We start from the raw sequence: 12,077 nt of genomic DNA on the forward strand, positions 1-12,077 counted from the left end.
CTGATGGGCCGGACTCGGGTCGGGTCGGACGGCCGTCACACCGCGTAGGCGCTGCACGAGGTGCGGTCGACCCAGATGTGGGCGCTGATGCTGTTGTTGGCGCTGCCGAAGATCGGGTCCTCCATGAAGTAGTCGTCGCTGAGGTTCGAGGCGTAGCCCTCCGCCCGGGTCAGGCAGATGTGGGGGTCGAAGCCGGAGGAGCTGGTGCGGAACGCGAAGAACTTGACCTCCGAGTAGCGGCCCATGTTCAGGACCGAGGAGGCCCTGTTGTCGTCGGATCCCTGGAAGCTGCTCGCGGAGTCGCCCCAGTCCTGGTCGTTGCCGACCGCGAGGCCGAGCTGTCCCTCGCAGTTGGCGCCGTTGTAGGCGTACATGTAACCGGCGCGCGCCGATTCGTAGTTGTCGGCGCAGGTGGCCGCCGCGGCGGCGGACGCGCCGGGCACGGGGCCGAGGAGGCTGATGCCGGCGAACACGGCCACGGCGGCCGCGGCAGAAATTTTGCGCATGGTGGATCTCCTTGAGTGGGTGTGATGGCGGTGCCGGCGTCAGGACAGGACGTCGTCGGCCTGGCGCAGGGCGTGCAGGCGCATCGTGCGGTAGGCGTCCCTCTGCTTCACGTACCTCTTGAGTACGTTCTCCCGGTACGAGGTCTCCAGGGCGCGCATGGTCCGGGCGAGGGAGGTCTTCCCGGCACAGGTCGCGTCGAGCACCGCCAGTGTCCTGTCGAACCTGTGGGCCTCGGCGGACGGCATGTCCGCCGTGGCCCTGACACGTTCCTGGCGGAGCCGGCCGGGGTCGTCGAAGGGGCGGCCGGCCTCCTTCATGCAGCGCGCCCACTGTGCGACCGGCTTCGTGAGCCGACTGTCCTCCATGAGGTCCCGGCCGTAGAGCGGCAGGATGCCCTCGATGGTCTTGCGGACCGCGAACCACTTCTCGGCGTCACCGTAGAGCGTGGAGCGTGCCTGGTTGGCACACCCGCCGCGCGGCGCGTCCACCGTGCCCGCCCCGCCCGGCAGTTCGGTGCTCATCCGGTTCCGGTGGTCGCCGTCCAGGGCCTTGTTGTAGGCGGCTCGCTCCCGGGGGCGCAGCTCGTTGATGTGGACGGTGGTCGGGTCGGTCCTGCGGATCTCTTCGCCGCGTTCCTCGAAGACGCGGCCATAGCCGTACTTCCGCGCCCAGTCCACGTCGTCGGTGACGTAGCGGCCGGCCCTCCGCTCGTCGACGCCGGGGACCGGCAACTCCCAGTACGGGTAGCCCTTCGCGGCCATGCACTCCTTCACCAGCCGCTCCTCTGCGCGCCCGATGCGGATCTCCTCCCGGACGGTGAGGTCCCGGACCTTTGTGTTCGAGACGGTCTGCCGTTCCGCCGGGGCGTGGCAGCCGGCCGCGCAGCACACCGCCGCGGCGAGGGCGGCGGCGACGAGGGTTTTCTTCCTCACGAACGTGTCACCTTTCCCGGCCGGAGGATCGGCGGCCTGTGCGCCGGGACTCCGGGACGTGCCGTGGAAGACCCTAGGGCGGTCGTGGGGAGGAGGCTTTGTCGTGCGTGCGGAGTCCTTTGTCAGGCGTGCGCGAACGTGTGCGCCACGCCGTCGCCGGCCCGTGAGGGGCGGGCGGAGCCCCGCGGTGACATGCCGGAGACGCTGGTCAGCGCGAGGGCTTCGGGTCAGAATGAGGCCGGGATCCGTCCGTGCCGAGGGGGACTTGTGGGGGAACGGGCCGAGCAGCCGCGGGGGCGGCGCCACGACCGGCGCAACGGGAGGTCTGCCTCATGAGTCCGGTTCTGGACACGGCGTTCGTTTCGCCGCGGGACCGGGAGGAGGTGGTCCGGCATGCCGTGTGGGAGTCCCTGGTGGCGGTCGACATCGACCACCGGCCGCCGGTCGAGGGGATCTCCGTCCGCATCGGGCTCGGCGCCGTCGGGCCCCTGAGGTTCTGTTCGGCGCGGGCGTCCGCGGTCACCGTCCGGCGGACGGAGCGGCTGGCCCGGCAGGACGAGGAACCGGCCGTTTTCCTCGGCCTCCAGGTGGCCGGCACCAGCCTCGTGGTGCAGAACGGCCGTGAGTGCGTGCTGGAGCCGGGCCAGTTGGCCGTCTACGAGTCGATCTCTCCCTATACGCTGCTCTTCGACAACGGTGTCGACCACCACTTCCTGCGCTTCCCCCGCTCATCGCTCGCGTTGCCGGACCGGTTGCTCCGGGAGACCGGCGCGGTGGCGATGGGAGCCGACAACCCCGTCGCACCGCTCGCCTTCAGTTACTTCTCCCAGCTGGCCGTCACCGACGCCCTGCACCAGGGCGGGCAGGCCGACGCCGTCGTGGAGCCCAGTGTCGAACTCCTGCGCGCGGTCCTCACCACCCAGTACGGCAACTCCGGCCGGGCCAAGGGCCCGTTGGAGGTCACACTGGGCCTGCGGATCACCCAGTTCATGAGGGAGCACCTGGCGGACGCCGATCTGTCGGCGGCCCGGATCGCCGCCGCGCACGGCATCTCCGTGCGCCACCTCTACGCCGTCCTGGCCCGCTCGGGCATCAGCCTCGGAGACTGGATCCGTACCCGCCGCCTCGCCGAATGCCGGCGGGAACTGGCCGGCCCGGCCGGTCGTCGGCGGACCGTCGCGGCGGTCGGCCGCAGCTGGGGCTTCGTGAACGCCACGCATTTCAGCAAGATCTTCAAGCGGACGTACGGCATGTCGCCCCGGGAGTGGCGCGACCAGAACCGGGCCGGTCCGGCGGACGGTTGAGCGGGTGACTGAGAGGCGCGCGTCCAACCCTTGCCGACACACGGATGTGAGCGCGTCAGAAGCCTTGCCGCCGACGCGCGGTCGGGGCGGCGATGGACGCGTGAGCGCCGTGCGGGGAGGACGCGATCTCGCGATGGCCTCCCCGCACGGCGCTGGGTGTTACGGCCCCGTCAGGTGACGGGGCTTCCCGGTCAGCAGGTGCGGCCGGTGTACCAGGCGCCGTCGACACCTGAGCTGGAGCCGATCCAGGTCACGCCCGGGCCCACGCACTGTTCGCTGTTCGGCCCCCAGTCGTCGATCTCGATGATGATGCGTGAGCCGTCCGAGGTGCAGTGGTTGTAGTAGGCGTCGGAGGCGGTCTCGTAGAAGCCGCAGGGGTTCGCGGCTGCGGGGCCCGCGGTCAGGGTGACCGCACCGGCGGACGCGAGGACGAGAGCGACGGAGCCGAGGGCACTGGTCGCGATACGACGAAGACGCAAGGAGAGCTCCCAACGGTAGGGGGATCGGCGTCCCCTGTGCAGGGTGTCCGCCGATCCGCTGTCGGTGTCCGAGACTCACAGCTCGGAGCGGTCGTTTCTGCTCCTCCGGACACCGTTCACCCGCCGAATCGATTCCCTGCTGCGCCGACCGGTTGGACTTCTCCGCTTCTTGCTGCGCCGCTCGTCCGGCCTGTGTTGGCTCGCGGGTCACCGCTCCCCCGGGCGCGTGTCCGCCACCGCACCCTGCCAACGCCTGCAACGCCGGTCCCGTCCGGGCGCGCCCACGACCCTTTCGCGGATCCGGTCACTCGGGCCAGTCGGATCCCTCGATGACCTCGACGAAGTCGGTGCGGCGGAAGCCGGGGACGAAGTGTTCGAGGACGTCCGCGTTGACCGTCCCGAACGTGGTGGCCGGACGGTGCCTGAAGCCCTCCGTGAACGCGTGGAGGATCTGCCGCTTGAAGTCCGGGCGGGGGTGGGCCGCCGTGACCTCGTCGATCTGGGCCCGGGTGACGTTGCCCAGGTTCAGGCCGAGCACGTCCGTCTCCACCCCCGCCGTGGTGGCCGCGATCTCCGGCGCCAGCTTGTAGGGCACCTCGGGCGTGGTGTGCAGGGCGACGGCCGTCCAGACCGTCTCGGCGTCCGACGCGGACGCTCCGCGGGCCAGCAGGAAGTCGCGGGCCTGGTCGGCGCCGTCCATCTCGAACCGCTGGTCGTCGCCGCGGTAGGGCGGGACGAGCCCGGTGTCGTGGAACAGCGCCGCCACGTACAGCAGCTCCGGGTCGGGGCGGAGCCCGAGCGCGGTGGCCTGGAGGCTGCCGAACAGGTAGACCCGCCGGGAGTGGTGGAAGATCAGCGGTGGTGTGGTGGTGCGGATCAGCTCCGTGGCTTCACGGACGAGGGCGCTGTCGGGGATCTCGACGCCGGCGATCTTCTCACTCATGACGGCACTCCTTGGCAGAGGTGATCGGTGGTTCCACCCTGCGTCCGCCGGTGTCCGCGCGTCCGCTTCCGAATGGCCGACAACCCCTCGCGGACGGACACAGCCGCGCGGAGACACCCCGGCGGGTCAGCGAGAGGCGCGCGCGGCCCGGGTACCCGCCCCGGTCGTGGTGAAGCGGCGCTGGTACCTGGTCGGTGAGACGCCCAGATGCCGGGCGAAGGCACGGCGCAGGCTCTCGTAGCTGGGGAATCCCGACCGGGCGGCCGCCTCCGTGGCGTTGTGCCCCGCGTCCAGCAGCGCCTTCGCCATGTCGAAGCGGATCAGCTCCACGTACCTCATCGGCGTCGTGTCCAGCTCCGTACGGAACATGCGGGTCAGGTGCCGGGGGCTGACCCGCACCCGCGCGGCGAGCGCCTCCAGGCCGTGATCGGCCGTGGGATCGGCCTGTACGGCGTCCTGGACCTGCCGCAGGACCGGCGTGCGCGGGGGCGGTCCCTGGAGGGAGGCGGAGAACTGGGACTGCCCGCCCGCTCGCTGCATGTACACGACGAGGGAGCGGGCGACGCCGCGGGCCAGGTCCGGTCCGTGATCGTGCTCCACCAGGGCCAGCGCCAGGTCGATGCCCGCGGTGACGCCGGCCGAGGTGTAGAGCGTGCCGTCCCGGACGTAGAGCGCGTCGGGCTCCACGCCTGCGGCGGGGCAGCGACGGGCCAGCAGCGCGGTGTGCTGCCAGTGCGTCGTCGCCCGCCTGCCGTCGAGCAGCCCCGCGGAGCCGAGGATGAACGCACCGGTACAGATCGACGCGACCCGGCCGGACCGGGAGGCCAGCTCCCGTGCGGCGGCGGCGAGGTCCGGGGCCACCGTGCCGTGGGGCACCTGGTCGCCGCCCACGACCAGCAGGGTGTCGAAGGCGGGGGCCTCGGTGATGTCGGCGTCGACCGGGACGCGGACGCCGATGGAGGTGGAGACCGCGTCCCCGCCGACCGACACGAGGGTCAGCCGGTAGCGGGCGCCGTACCGGTTGGCCTCGCTGAAGACCTCGGCGGGCCCGGACAGGTCCAGCATCTTCATCCCGTCGAACACGAGTACGCCGACGCTGTGCTCACCCGGCTCCATCGTCCTCACCCTCGTCGCGGCTCTCTCGCGGGAACGCCTTGTTCCCATTGTCCTCGCCGACGGGGCGCGACCGGCGGCAGCCGCGGCTCAGTGGTCCGCCTTCGGCGTCCAGCCGGGCGGGCCGAGGACGTGGCCCGCGCGGTCCCGCCAGCGGGTGGCGGAGCGTACGTCGCGCCAGGTGGCCGCGTACTCGTGGAAGGCGACGCGCAGCGGGTTGTAGGTGTCGATGTTCTTCGTCAGGCCGTAGACCACCCGCTCGCCCTCGGGTTCGAATGTACCGAAGAGCCGGTCCCAGACGATCAGGATGCCGCCGTAGTTGCGGTCCAGATAGACGTTGTTGGAGCCGTGGTGGACGCGGTGGTGGGAAGGGGTGTTGAAGAGGAACTCGATCGGGCGCCAGAGCTTGTCCACGCGTTCGGTGTGCAGGAAGAACTGGTAGACGAGACTGATCGACTGCTGGAGCAGAATCATCCACGGAGGTACGCCGAGCAGGGCGAGCGGGAGCCAGAACGGCAGGGTGGTCATGGGTGTCCAGCTCTGCCGCAGCGCGGTGGAGAGGTTGAAGCGCACGCTGGAGTGGTGGACGACGTGGCTCGCCCACAGCACCCGGATCCGGTGGTGCGCGCGGTGGAAGACGTAGTAGGCGAGGTCGTCCGCGAAGAACACCAGCAACCAGGTCCAGACCGAGCCGGGGGAAAGCTGCCAGGGCGCCAGGGTGTAGAGCCCCGCGTACGCGACGATCGCGACCGCCTTCCACGGGAGGCCGACGACCTGGCTGCCCGCGCCCATCGACATGCTGGTGACGGTGTCGCGGGTCTCGTAGCCCCGTTCCTCGTCGTCCGGCAGGAAGCGGTACGACAGCGCCTCCACGGCGACCAGCAGCACGAAGGCGGGTATCGCGTAGACGACGGCCGGTATCACGCCGGTCCTCCTTCGAGTTCGGGGGCTACGGGTGCGGTGGGCACACTGCGGGCGAGCAGGGCGCGTGCCGCGGCCTCCGCGCCCTGCTCGTCGCGCGTCCCGATGAGCGCGGCGAGCCGTACATGGCCCTCGATGTCCAGCAGTTCGGCCGCGCGCAGCTCCATCGGCACCTCCCCGGCGATGAGGGAGCCGTCGACGAGGGTGTTGAAGGCGAGGAGGTAGGCGAGGTTTCCGGAGCCCTCCACGATCAGCCGCCACCACGCGACGTCCGCGGCGCCCAGTTCGGCGAGGTCGGGTCCGCAGCCGATGTACCCGGCCGCGGCGCTGACGATGTCGGCGGCGGTCTGGCGCGAGCAGCGGGCCGCGCACAGCCGGGCGGCGTCCGCGCCGAGCGAGGCCCGCATCTCCAGGACGTCCCGCCGCAGGTCGTGCGTGGGGGAACCGGTCGCGCGGGCGAGCTGGACGGCGAGGTCGAGTCCGGCGGTGCGTCGCCAGTCCAGGACCCTGGTGCGTCCGCCGTGGCTCACCTCGACGAGCCGCGCCTGCTGCAGACGCTTGACCGCTTCCCGTACGGCGTGCCGGTTCACCCCGAACTCGGCGGCCAGCTCCCGTTCGGCGGTCATGGGCGCTCCGGCGGCGAGCGTCCCGCTCAGGATTCGGTCTCTCAGCAGCGTGAACAACTGGTCGGAGACCGCCTCACGCCGGATCGGCTGCTCTGTCATGGCCCAGAGCCTGAACCGTGCACGGCACCTGGTCAACTGGTTGGACCAGAGTGAACGGGACGGGTTTTGAAGCACGTTGTGCGCCGGACATGTTCCCGGTCTCCTGTCGCGGAGCCGCGAGCCGCGGTCTCAAACGAACGGACACCGAGTCGGCGCCGTACCGCATCCGTACGCATTGCGTACATGCTGTACAGCGGTGGTCGGCACCGACCAGCCGGTGGCCGGGCGCCGATGTCCGCACTCACCCGATTGGTGCAGTCCGAGGTGTGGGCTTACGGTCGTCGTGGGGCTCCCGCAGCCCGCCCCAGGCCCTCGCCATAGGGAACGCACATGTCGAACCCTCAGCCAGTCCCGGCCGATTCGATCACCCAGCCGCGACGAAAGCGCGGTAAAGGCGTAGCACTGCTGGTCATCGCCTCGTGTCAGCTGATGGTGGTCCTGGACATCACCATCGTGAACATCGCCCTCCCCCAGATCCAGACCTCGCTCGGTTTCTCCACCGAAGGTCTGTCGTGGGTGATCAACGCGTACACCCTCACCTTCGGCGGGCTGTTGCTGCTCGGCGGCCGGTCCGGGGACATCCTGGGCCGACGGCGGATGTTCGTCATCGGAGTGCTGCTGTTCGTCGGTGCATCGTTGCTGTGCGGGCTGGCACAGAACCCGTGGGAGTTGCTGCTGGCCCGGTCGGTCCAGGGCATGGGCGGCGCCATCGCCTCCCCGACGGCGTTGGCGCTGATCGCGACGACCTTCACCGAGGGGCCCGAACGCAATCGCGCGTTCGGGGTGTTCGCCGCGGTGTCGGCGGGCGGCGGCGCGGTCGGGCTGCTCGCGGGCGGAATCCTGGTCGAATGGCTCGACTGGCGCTGGATCTTCTTCGTGAACGTGCCGATAGGGCTGCTCATCGCGCTGGCGGCGCCACGGTACATCCGTGAGTCGCAGCGTCGGCCGGGCCGTTTCGACGTCACCGGGGCGCTGACCTCGACACTCGGCATGGTCTCACTGGTGTACGGCTTCATCCGGGCGTCCGAGGACGGCTGGCGGGACGCGGTCACCCTCGTCGCCTTCGCGGTCGCCGTGGTACTGCTGGCCACGTTCCTGCTGGTGGAACGGCGCTCCCGGCAACCGATCACGCCGTTGCGGATGTTCCGCGACCGCAATCGGGCCGGCACGTACGCGATGATGCTCAGCCTGTCCGCGGCCATCTTCGGCATGTTCTTCTTCCTCACGCTGTACGTGCAGAACGTGCTGGGGTTCGGGCCGCTGGAGGCCGGTCTCGCCTTCCTCCCGGTGAGCGCCGTGATCGCGGTCGGCGCCGGCCTGGCGTCGCAGTTGCTGCCGAGAACGGGCCCCAAGCCGTTCATGGTGCTCGGCGGACTGCTCGCGGCGGCGGGCCTGTCGTGGCTGACGCTGACCGACATCAACAGCACCTACGCGGGCAGTGTGCTGGGGCCGATGCTGGTGTTCGGTCTCGGCATGGGCATGGAGTTCGTGTCCCTCACGCTGATGGCGGTCTCCGGCGTCGCGGAGCGCGAGTCGGGGGCGGCGTCCGGGGTGCTGAACGCGACCCAGCAGGTCGGCGGTTCACTCGGCCTCTCCATTCTGGTGACCACGTTCGGCACGGCCAGCCGCAACAAGGCCGAGTCGTTGCTGCCGAGTTTCCTCTCCGAAGCGACGCCGCAGGAGCAGGCGGAGGCACAGCGCACCGGGGAGCTGCCGGGAATCTGGGGCGATCAGGTGCTTACCGCCGGCGTGAGCGCGGCGTTCGTCGTAGCCGCCGTGATGGCCGGGCTGGCCGCCGTCATCGCGTTGTTCGTCATCCAGGTCCGCGCGTCGGACCTGGAACGCCTGAAGGGCAACGGCGGTACGGGCGAACCATGACCGATCCAGGGAGGGGGGAACGTTGTTCAGTCCTGCGGTTCCCGTGGCTGAACAACTCGCCAGTCGGTTGAGTTCGGGACGCGACTACCCCGGCGGCCATACGGTCCGCGTCGGGTCTATCAGGTCGTCTCCGGCCTTGTCGGAACGCCCCCGTGCCCTGGTGTCCCCTGGGACGACGCCGGGTGTGGAAAGGACCTCACCGCGGTCGGCGGAGTCGCCAACGCGATGAACCGGCACATCTGGAAGCACTTTCCCGGCAACGAGTACGCCGTCCCCAAGAAGGCCGCGGGTCAGGTGGCGCGGGCCGTGAACACGCTTCGGAAGGCCGGCTGTTACGGGGTGAGCCCGAAGCCTCCGAAGACGAGTCCGGACAAGCTGCGTGAGCTGTGCCCAACGCTGAGTACCGTTGCGTCCTTGTCGTGGCTGAGCCTGGAGGGCAGCCTCGACGTGTTCTGACCCGGCGCTTGAAACGGAATCCGAGCCGGGCATCATTGCCCGAAGGGGGTGGCTGAATGCCGCGACTTGATTCTGAGCAGCAGTATCCCAGGAGCCGGGGCTCCCGAAAGTTCACCGGACCCGCGTTCGTTGTTGCGGTGGGCTTGCTCGGCGCAGGGTGCTCGAGCGGGCAGACAGGTATGGCGTCATCGACTTTCGCCGGTCCCCTCCTCCCCCGCCGCATCGCATACCCATTCCGCCACGCCCTCACCCGCCGCCTCCGCCTTCGGACATCGGCGACCTGGCCCTGGCGACATGGGCTCACGGCCGCCTGGCCGCACTGCCCCGACCCGACCCCGCGTCGGGCCCTCACCATGTCTACCGGCCGACGCAGTCGCAAACAACCTCGCTCAGCCGCCCAGCAGCCTCAACTGAAACGCTGAGGCGAGCTGGCACGATCTGCACCCGCACGAGCGAACGGGCACCGCAGGTTGAGTACTGCGATCTGTCGAGGGGGCGTGTCTACATACGCCCGAGAGTTACGGCCTGCAAGATCGAAATCATGGACAAATGGCGACGCTGTCGCGCCTCTGAGTCGGGGCCCTGGGAACATCGTGAGGGCATTCAGGCACGCATCAGCGAGCTGCGCGCACTCCTGAACGATCGAGAGGAGGCGCATCGAGAGGGAGCGCCGGCTGAGCGCAGGAGGAAGGCGGAACTTCTCAAGAAGGCCAAAGAAGAGCTGGAGAAGGCGGAGAAGGCCATTTCCCCCGAGCACTCCCCCCAGTACAAGCGCGCCGCCCATGTCATCGTCGGGCGTATCCATATCGACGCTGCCCACAACATACTGCTGCGGTCGTCGGAAAAGTTCGAGGTGCTGCCGCTGCTGCCGGGCGTGCTGGCCTTCCTGCACGAGCACCTGCCGCCCGATGACCCGCGGCGGATGGAAGCGGAGAAGATTGCCCGAGAAACGTCGGAAAAGGTGCCTCCGTCGGAGGTACAGCGTGAGATTTTGCTCGAAGCGATGGGCGTGGCCCGCCAGGCAAGAATCGACGAGGCCATGCGGGTACGCAGCTTCGTCTATATCGTCTGGTGGCTCATGCTTGGCTTGACAGGGCTGGCCATCCTTGTCGCGATCCTTGGGTTCGTCAACCCCGGCGCGGTCCCGCTGTGCTTCACCCCCGAGGAGCTCAATGCAGCCGACAAGGTAGCCGTCTGCCCGATCGACATGACCTTCATTATGGAAGGTACAGACCCTGCGGCGACCAGGGCATTGGTGGCGGACACCGCTCGCGGGGCGGACTTTTTGATCATTGAGCTGGTGGGGGTTGTGGCCGCATGCATCGCCGCCGCGGCGGCACTCCGTCGTATGCGGGGCACCTCAACCCCATTCGCTGTGCCCCTGACTCTCGCGCTGCTCAAACTGCCAACTGGGGCGCTGACAGCTGTGCTGGGAATTTTGCTCATGCGTGGCGGGTTTGTGCCTGGGCTTACGAACCTGGACTCATCAGCTCAGATCATTGCTTGGGCTGTCATCTTCGGATACGCACAGCAGGTCTTCACACATTTCGTAGACACCCAGGCACAGTCCCTCCTAGCCGCGGGGCCCCCAGGGCCCGCGACCCCTACAGCCCCGACATCGCCTGTGGTCTCGGCGACGGTGGATCGTGACGCTTAGACCGTGTCCTACGTGGTGAGGCGGACGAGGCGCTTGTAGCAGCAGAGAGCGGCGGCGAGTCCGAGAAAGGCCAGGTAGTCACGGGGCTGCCCTCACGTGGGCGGTGTCGAGGACGACGCGGGTGACGTCGACCAGGCCGGCATCCTCAAGCCGGTGCAGCACCCCCGTGAACGGACCAACGACCGCTTCACCACGTAGGACACGGTCTAAGCCGGCCGTCCGCTGCCCGGCGATCGGCACGACTGCCGCGCCTGGGACGAGTCCGGCGCCAAGGTCGCCGTCGGCAACACCACCAGGATCGCCGACGGCGGCTACCAAGGGCCGCACGTCGGCTCGCCATGCCCGAGAAGAGGAGACGATCATCGACTAGGAATGCTGTTGGCCTGGGGGATCAAGGCGGGCCGGGCAGGCTCTTACTCCCGGAATTACAGCGCCGCGTACGAGTGGAACAGGAACTTCCCCGGCGGGGAGAATCGGGAAATCGGCTCCGCAAACTCGAACGTACCGCCCGACCAGAACAGGGAGCACGAGGACGTCAACGGAGCGATCAGGGAGTGAAGGTGGAAACAACGAACTGGACGCGCCGGTTCTCCTGCCGCTGTGCCTCGCTGGTCGGCACCACATTCAAAAGATTGGCCGCCCCGCAGGGTATGGGGACGATTTCGAAGTTCGTCGCGTCCTTCACAGCCGGCGGAGGGGTCTCCCCAGCAGCGGTGAGCGCAGCGGTGATTTGATCAAAGACCCATTGGTATGCGCTGATGGCCCGCCTGTCGCTTGCCTCGAGCTCCTGTGCGCGACGCTGCTCCGAACTGAGTCCCGCAGTGTCAACCCGGTCGGAGTGACCCAGGACTGTAATCAGGCAGAACTGGTTGTTCGACGTGATCTTCTCGGCGTTCACCGCAGGTTCGGTCACGCTCTCTCGGATGGCGTTCTTGAACCCCGAGGATAGTCTGCCGAACAGCTGGGAGAAGGCGACCTCCTGAGCTACGAATCCGTTAACCGGAAGATCGGTCGTTGTCTTGGCCATGGCTAGGCTCCCTCGGTCGGACGCTGCTGCCGCAACGGCGCGGAGCAGCCGATGGAGTGAGGTGCTGTGGTCGAGGCGAAAGACCGAACCGTGGAGCCTGCAAATTTCGGTATCGTCAGACAGGTGATTGCTGGC

Annotated in this window: 12 protein-coding genes and 1 pseudogene; 5 read left to right on the forward strand and 8 right to left on the reverse strand. The window is 68.9% G+C overall.

The features are described from left to right. Positions 1-35: 35 nt before the first annotated feature. Together OIE75_RS01165 and OIE75_RS01170 are read right to left on the reverse strand one after the other, a co-directional pair. Complete coding sequence (locus tag OIE75_RS01165; RefSeq protein ID WP_329469052.1) at positions 36-506, reverse strand: hypothetical protein; 471 nt, start codon at positions 504-506, stop codon at positions 36-38. A gap of 39 nt (positions 507-545) precedes the next feature. Beyond that, positions 546-1,439: a hypothetical protein gene (locus OIE75_RS01170; protein WP_329469053.1), complete on the reverse strand. Its 894-nt coding sequence runs from the start codon at positions 1,437-1,439 to the stop codon at positions 546-548. Positions 1,440-1,771: 332 nt separating this feature from the next. Between OIE75_RS01170 and OIE75_RS01175 the strand changes: the two genes are divergently transcribed. Continuing rightward, a complete protein-coding gene (locus OIE75_RS01175; protein WP_329469054.1) occupies positions 1,772-2,743 on the forward strand; it encodes a helix-turn-helix domain-containing protein in 972 nt (323 codons plus the stop codon). A gap of 191 nt (positions 2,744-2,934) precedes the next feature. Here the strand turns inward: OIE75_RS01175 and OIE75_RS01180 are convergent, their stop codons facing one another. From OIE75_RS01180 to OIE75_RS01200, 5 genes are all read right to left on the reverse strand, one after another. Next, positions 2,935-3,222, reverse strand: coding sequence for a DUF6355 family natural product biosynthesis protein (locus tag OIE75_RS01180; protein ID WP_161330437.1), 288 nt, complete (start codon positions 3,220-3,222; stop codon positions 2,935-2,937). A gap of 304 nt (positions 3,223-3,526) precedes the next feature. Continuing rightward, the gene (locus tag OIE75_RS01185) at positions 3,527-4,165 is read right to left on the reverse strand and encodes an HD domain-containing protein (protein WP_307008868.1); all 639 of its coding nucleotides are present in this window, start codon (positions 4,163-4,165) and stop codon (positions 3,527-3,529) included. A 126-nt stretch (positions 4,166-4,291) separates the two neighbouring features. Continuing rightward, complete coding sequence (locus tag OIE75_RS01190) at positions 4,292-5,281, reverse strand: GlxA family transcriptional regulator (protein ID WP_329469059.1); 990 nt, start codon at positions 5,279-5,281, stop codon at positions 4,292-4,294. Positions 5,282-5,368: 87 nt separating this feature from the next. Continuing rightward, entirely contained in the window at positions 5,369-6,199 is an 831-nt protein-coding gene (locus tag OIE75_RS01195; RefSeq protein ID WP_329473912.1) for a sterol desaturase family protein, read from the reverse strand. Further along, the gene (locus tag OIE75_RS01200) at positions 6,199-6,924 is read right to left on the reverse strand and encodes a FadR/GntR family transcriptional regulator (RefSeq protein ID WP_122617990.1); all 726 of its coding nucleotides are present in this window, start codon (positions 6,922-6,924) and stop codon (positions 6,199-6,201) included. Before OIE75_RS01200 ends, OIE75_RS01195 begins: the two co-directional genes overlap by 1 nt. A 330-nt stretch (positions 6,925-7,254) precedes the next feature. On the opposite strand from OIE75_RS01200, the gene OIE75_RS01205 reads away from it, so the two are divergent. The 4 genes and pseudogenes from OIE75_RS01205 to OIE75_RS01220 form a co-directional block, all read left to right on the forward strand. Continuing rightward, complete coding sequence (locus OIE75_RS01205; protein ID WP_307008873.1) at positions 7,255-8,802, forward strand: MFS transporter; 1,548 nt, start codon at positions 7,255-7,257, stop codon at positions 8,800-8,802. Positions 8,803-9,027: 225 nt separating this feature from the next. Next, complete coding sequence (locus OIE75_RS01210) at positions 9,028-9,258, forward strand: hypothetical protein (RefSeq protein WP_329469060.1); 231 nt, start codon at positions 9,028-9,030, stop codon at positions 9,256-9,258. Positions 9,259-9,799: 541 nt separating this feature from the next. After that, positions 9,800-10,915 carry a hypothetical protein gene (locus tag OIE75_RS01215; RefSeq protein WP_307008876.1) on the forward strand — a complete coding sequence of 372 codons (1,116 nt, stop codon included), beginning with the start codon at positions 9,800-9,802 and terminating at the stop codon, positions 10,913-10,915. Between the two features lie 213 nt (positions 10,916-11,128). Further along, positions 11,129-11,254 (forward strand): annotated as a pseudogene (locus OIE75_RS01220) (IS5/IS1182 family transposase); the annotation flags it as partial. A 208-nt stretch (positions 11,255-11,462) separates the two neighbouring features. Here the strand turns inward: OIE75_RS01220 and OIE75_RS01225 are convergent. Then, on the reverse strand, positions 11,463-11,942 hold the full coding sequence (locus tag OIE75_RS01225; protein WP_329469062.1) for a hypothetical protein: 480 nt from the start codon (positions 11,940-11,942) through the stop codon (positions 11,463-11,465). Positions 11,943-12,077: the final 135 nt, after the last annotated feature.

This window comes from Streptomyces sp. NBC_01723 (assembly GCF_036246005.1).
GTDB lineage: Bacteria > Actinomycetota > Actinomycetes > Streptomycetales > Streptomycetaceae > Streptomyces.

Bases quoted from the DNA above. Each gene is read 5' to 3' on its own strand.
- OIE75_RS01165 (WP_329469052.1), bottom strand. From the start codon at position 506: ATGCGCAAAATTTCTGCCGCGGCCGCCGTGGCCGTGTTCGCCGGCATC.
- OIE75_RS01175 (WP_329469054.1), top strand. From the start codon at position 1,772: ATGAGTCCGGTTCTGGACACGGCGTTCGTTTCGCCGCGGGACCGGGAG.
- OIE75_RS01185 (WP_307008868.1), bottom strand. From the start codon at position 4,165: ATGAGTGAGAAGATCGCCGGCGTCGAGATCCCCGACAGCGCCCTCGTC.
- OIE75_RS01190 (WP_329469059.1), bottom strand. From the start codon at position 5,281: ATGGAGCCGGGTGAGCACAGCGTCGGCGTACTCGTGTTCGACGGGATG.
- OIE75_RS01200 (WP_122617990.1), bottom strand. From the start codon at position 6,924: ATGACAGAGCAGCCGATCCGGCGTGAGGCGGTCTCCGACCAGTTGTTC.
- OIE75_RS01205 (WP_307008873.1), top strand. From the start codon at position 7,255: ATGTCGAACCCTCAGCCAGTCCCGGCCGATTCGATCACCCAGCCGCGA.
- OIE75_RS01210 (WP_329469060.1), top strand. From the start codon at position 9,028: ATGAACCGGCACATCTGGAAGCACTTTCCCGGCAACGAGTACGCCGTC.
- OIE75_RS01215 (WP_307008876.1), top strand. From the start codon at position 9,800: ATGGACAAATGGCGACGCTGTCGCGCCTCTGAGTCGGGGCCCTGGGAA.
- OIE75_RS01225 (WP_329469062.1), bottom strand. From the start codon at position 11,942: ATGGCCAAGACAACGACCGATCTTCCGGTTAACGGATTCGTAGCTCAG.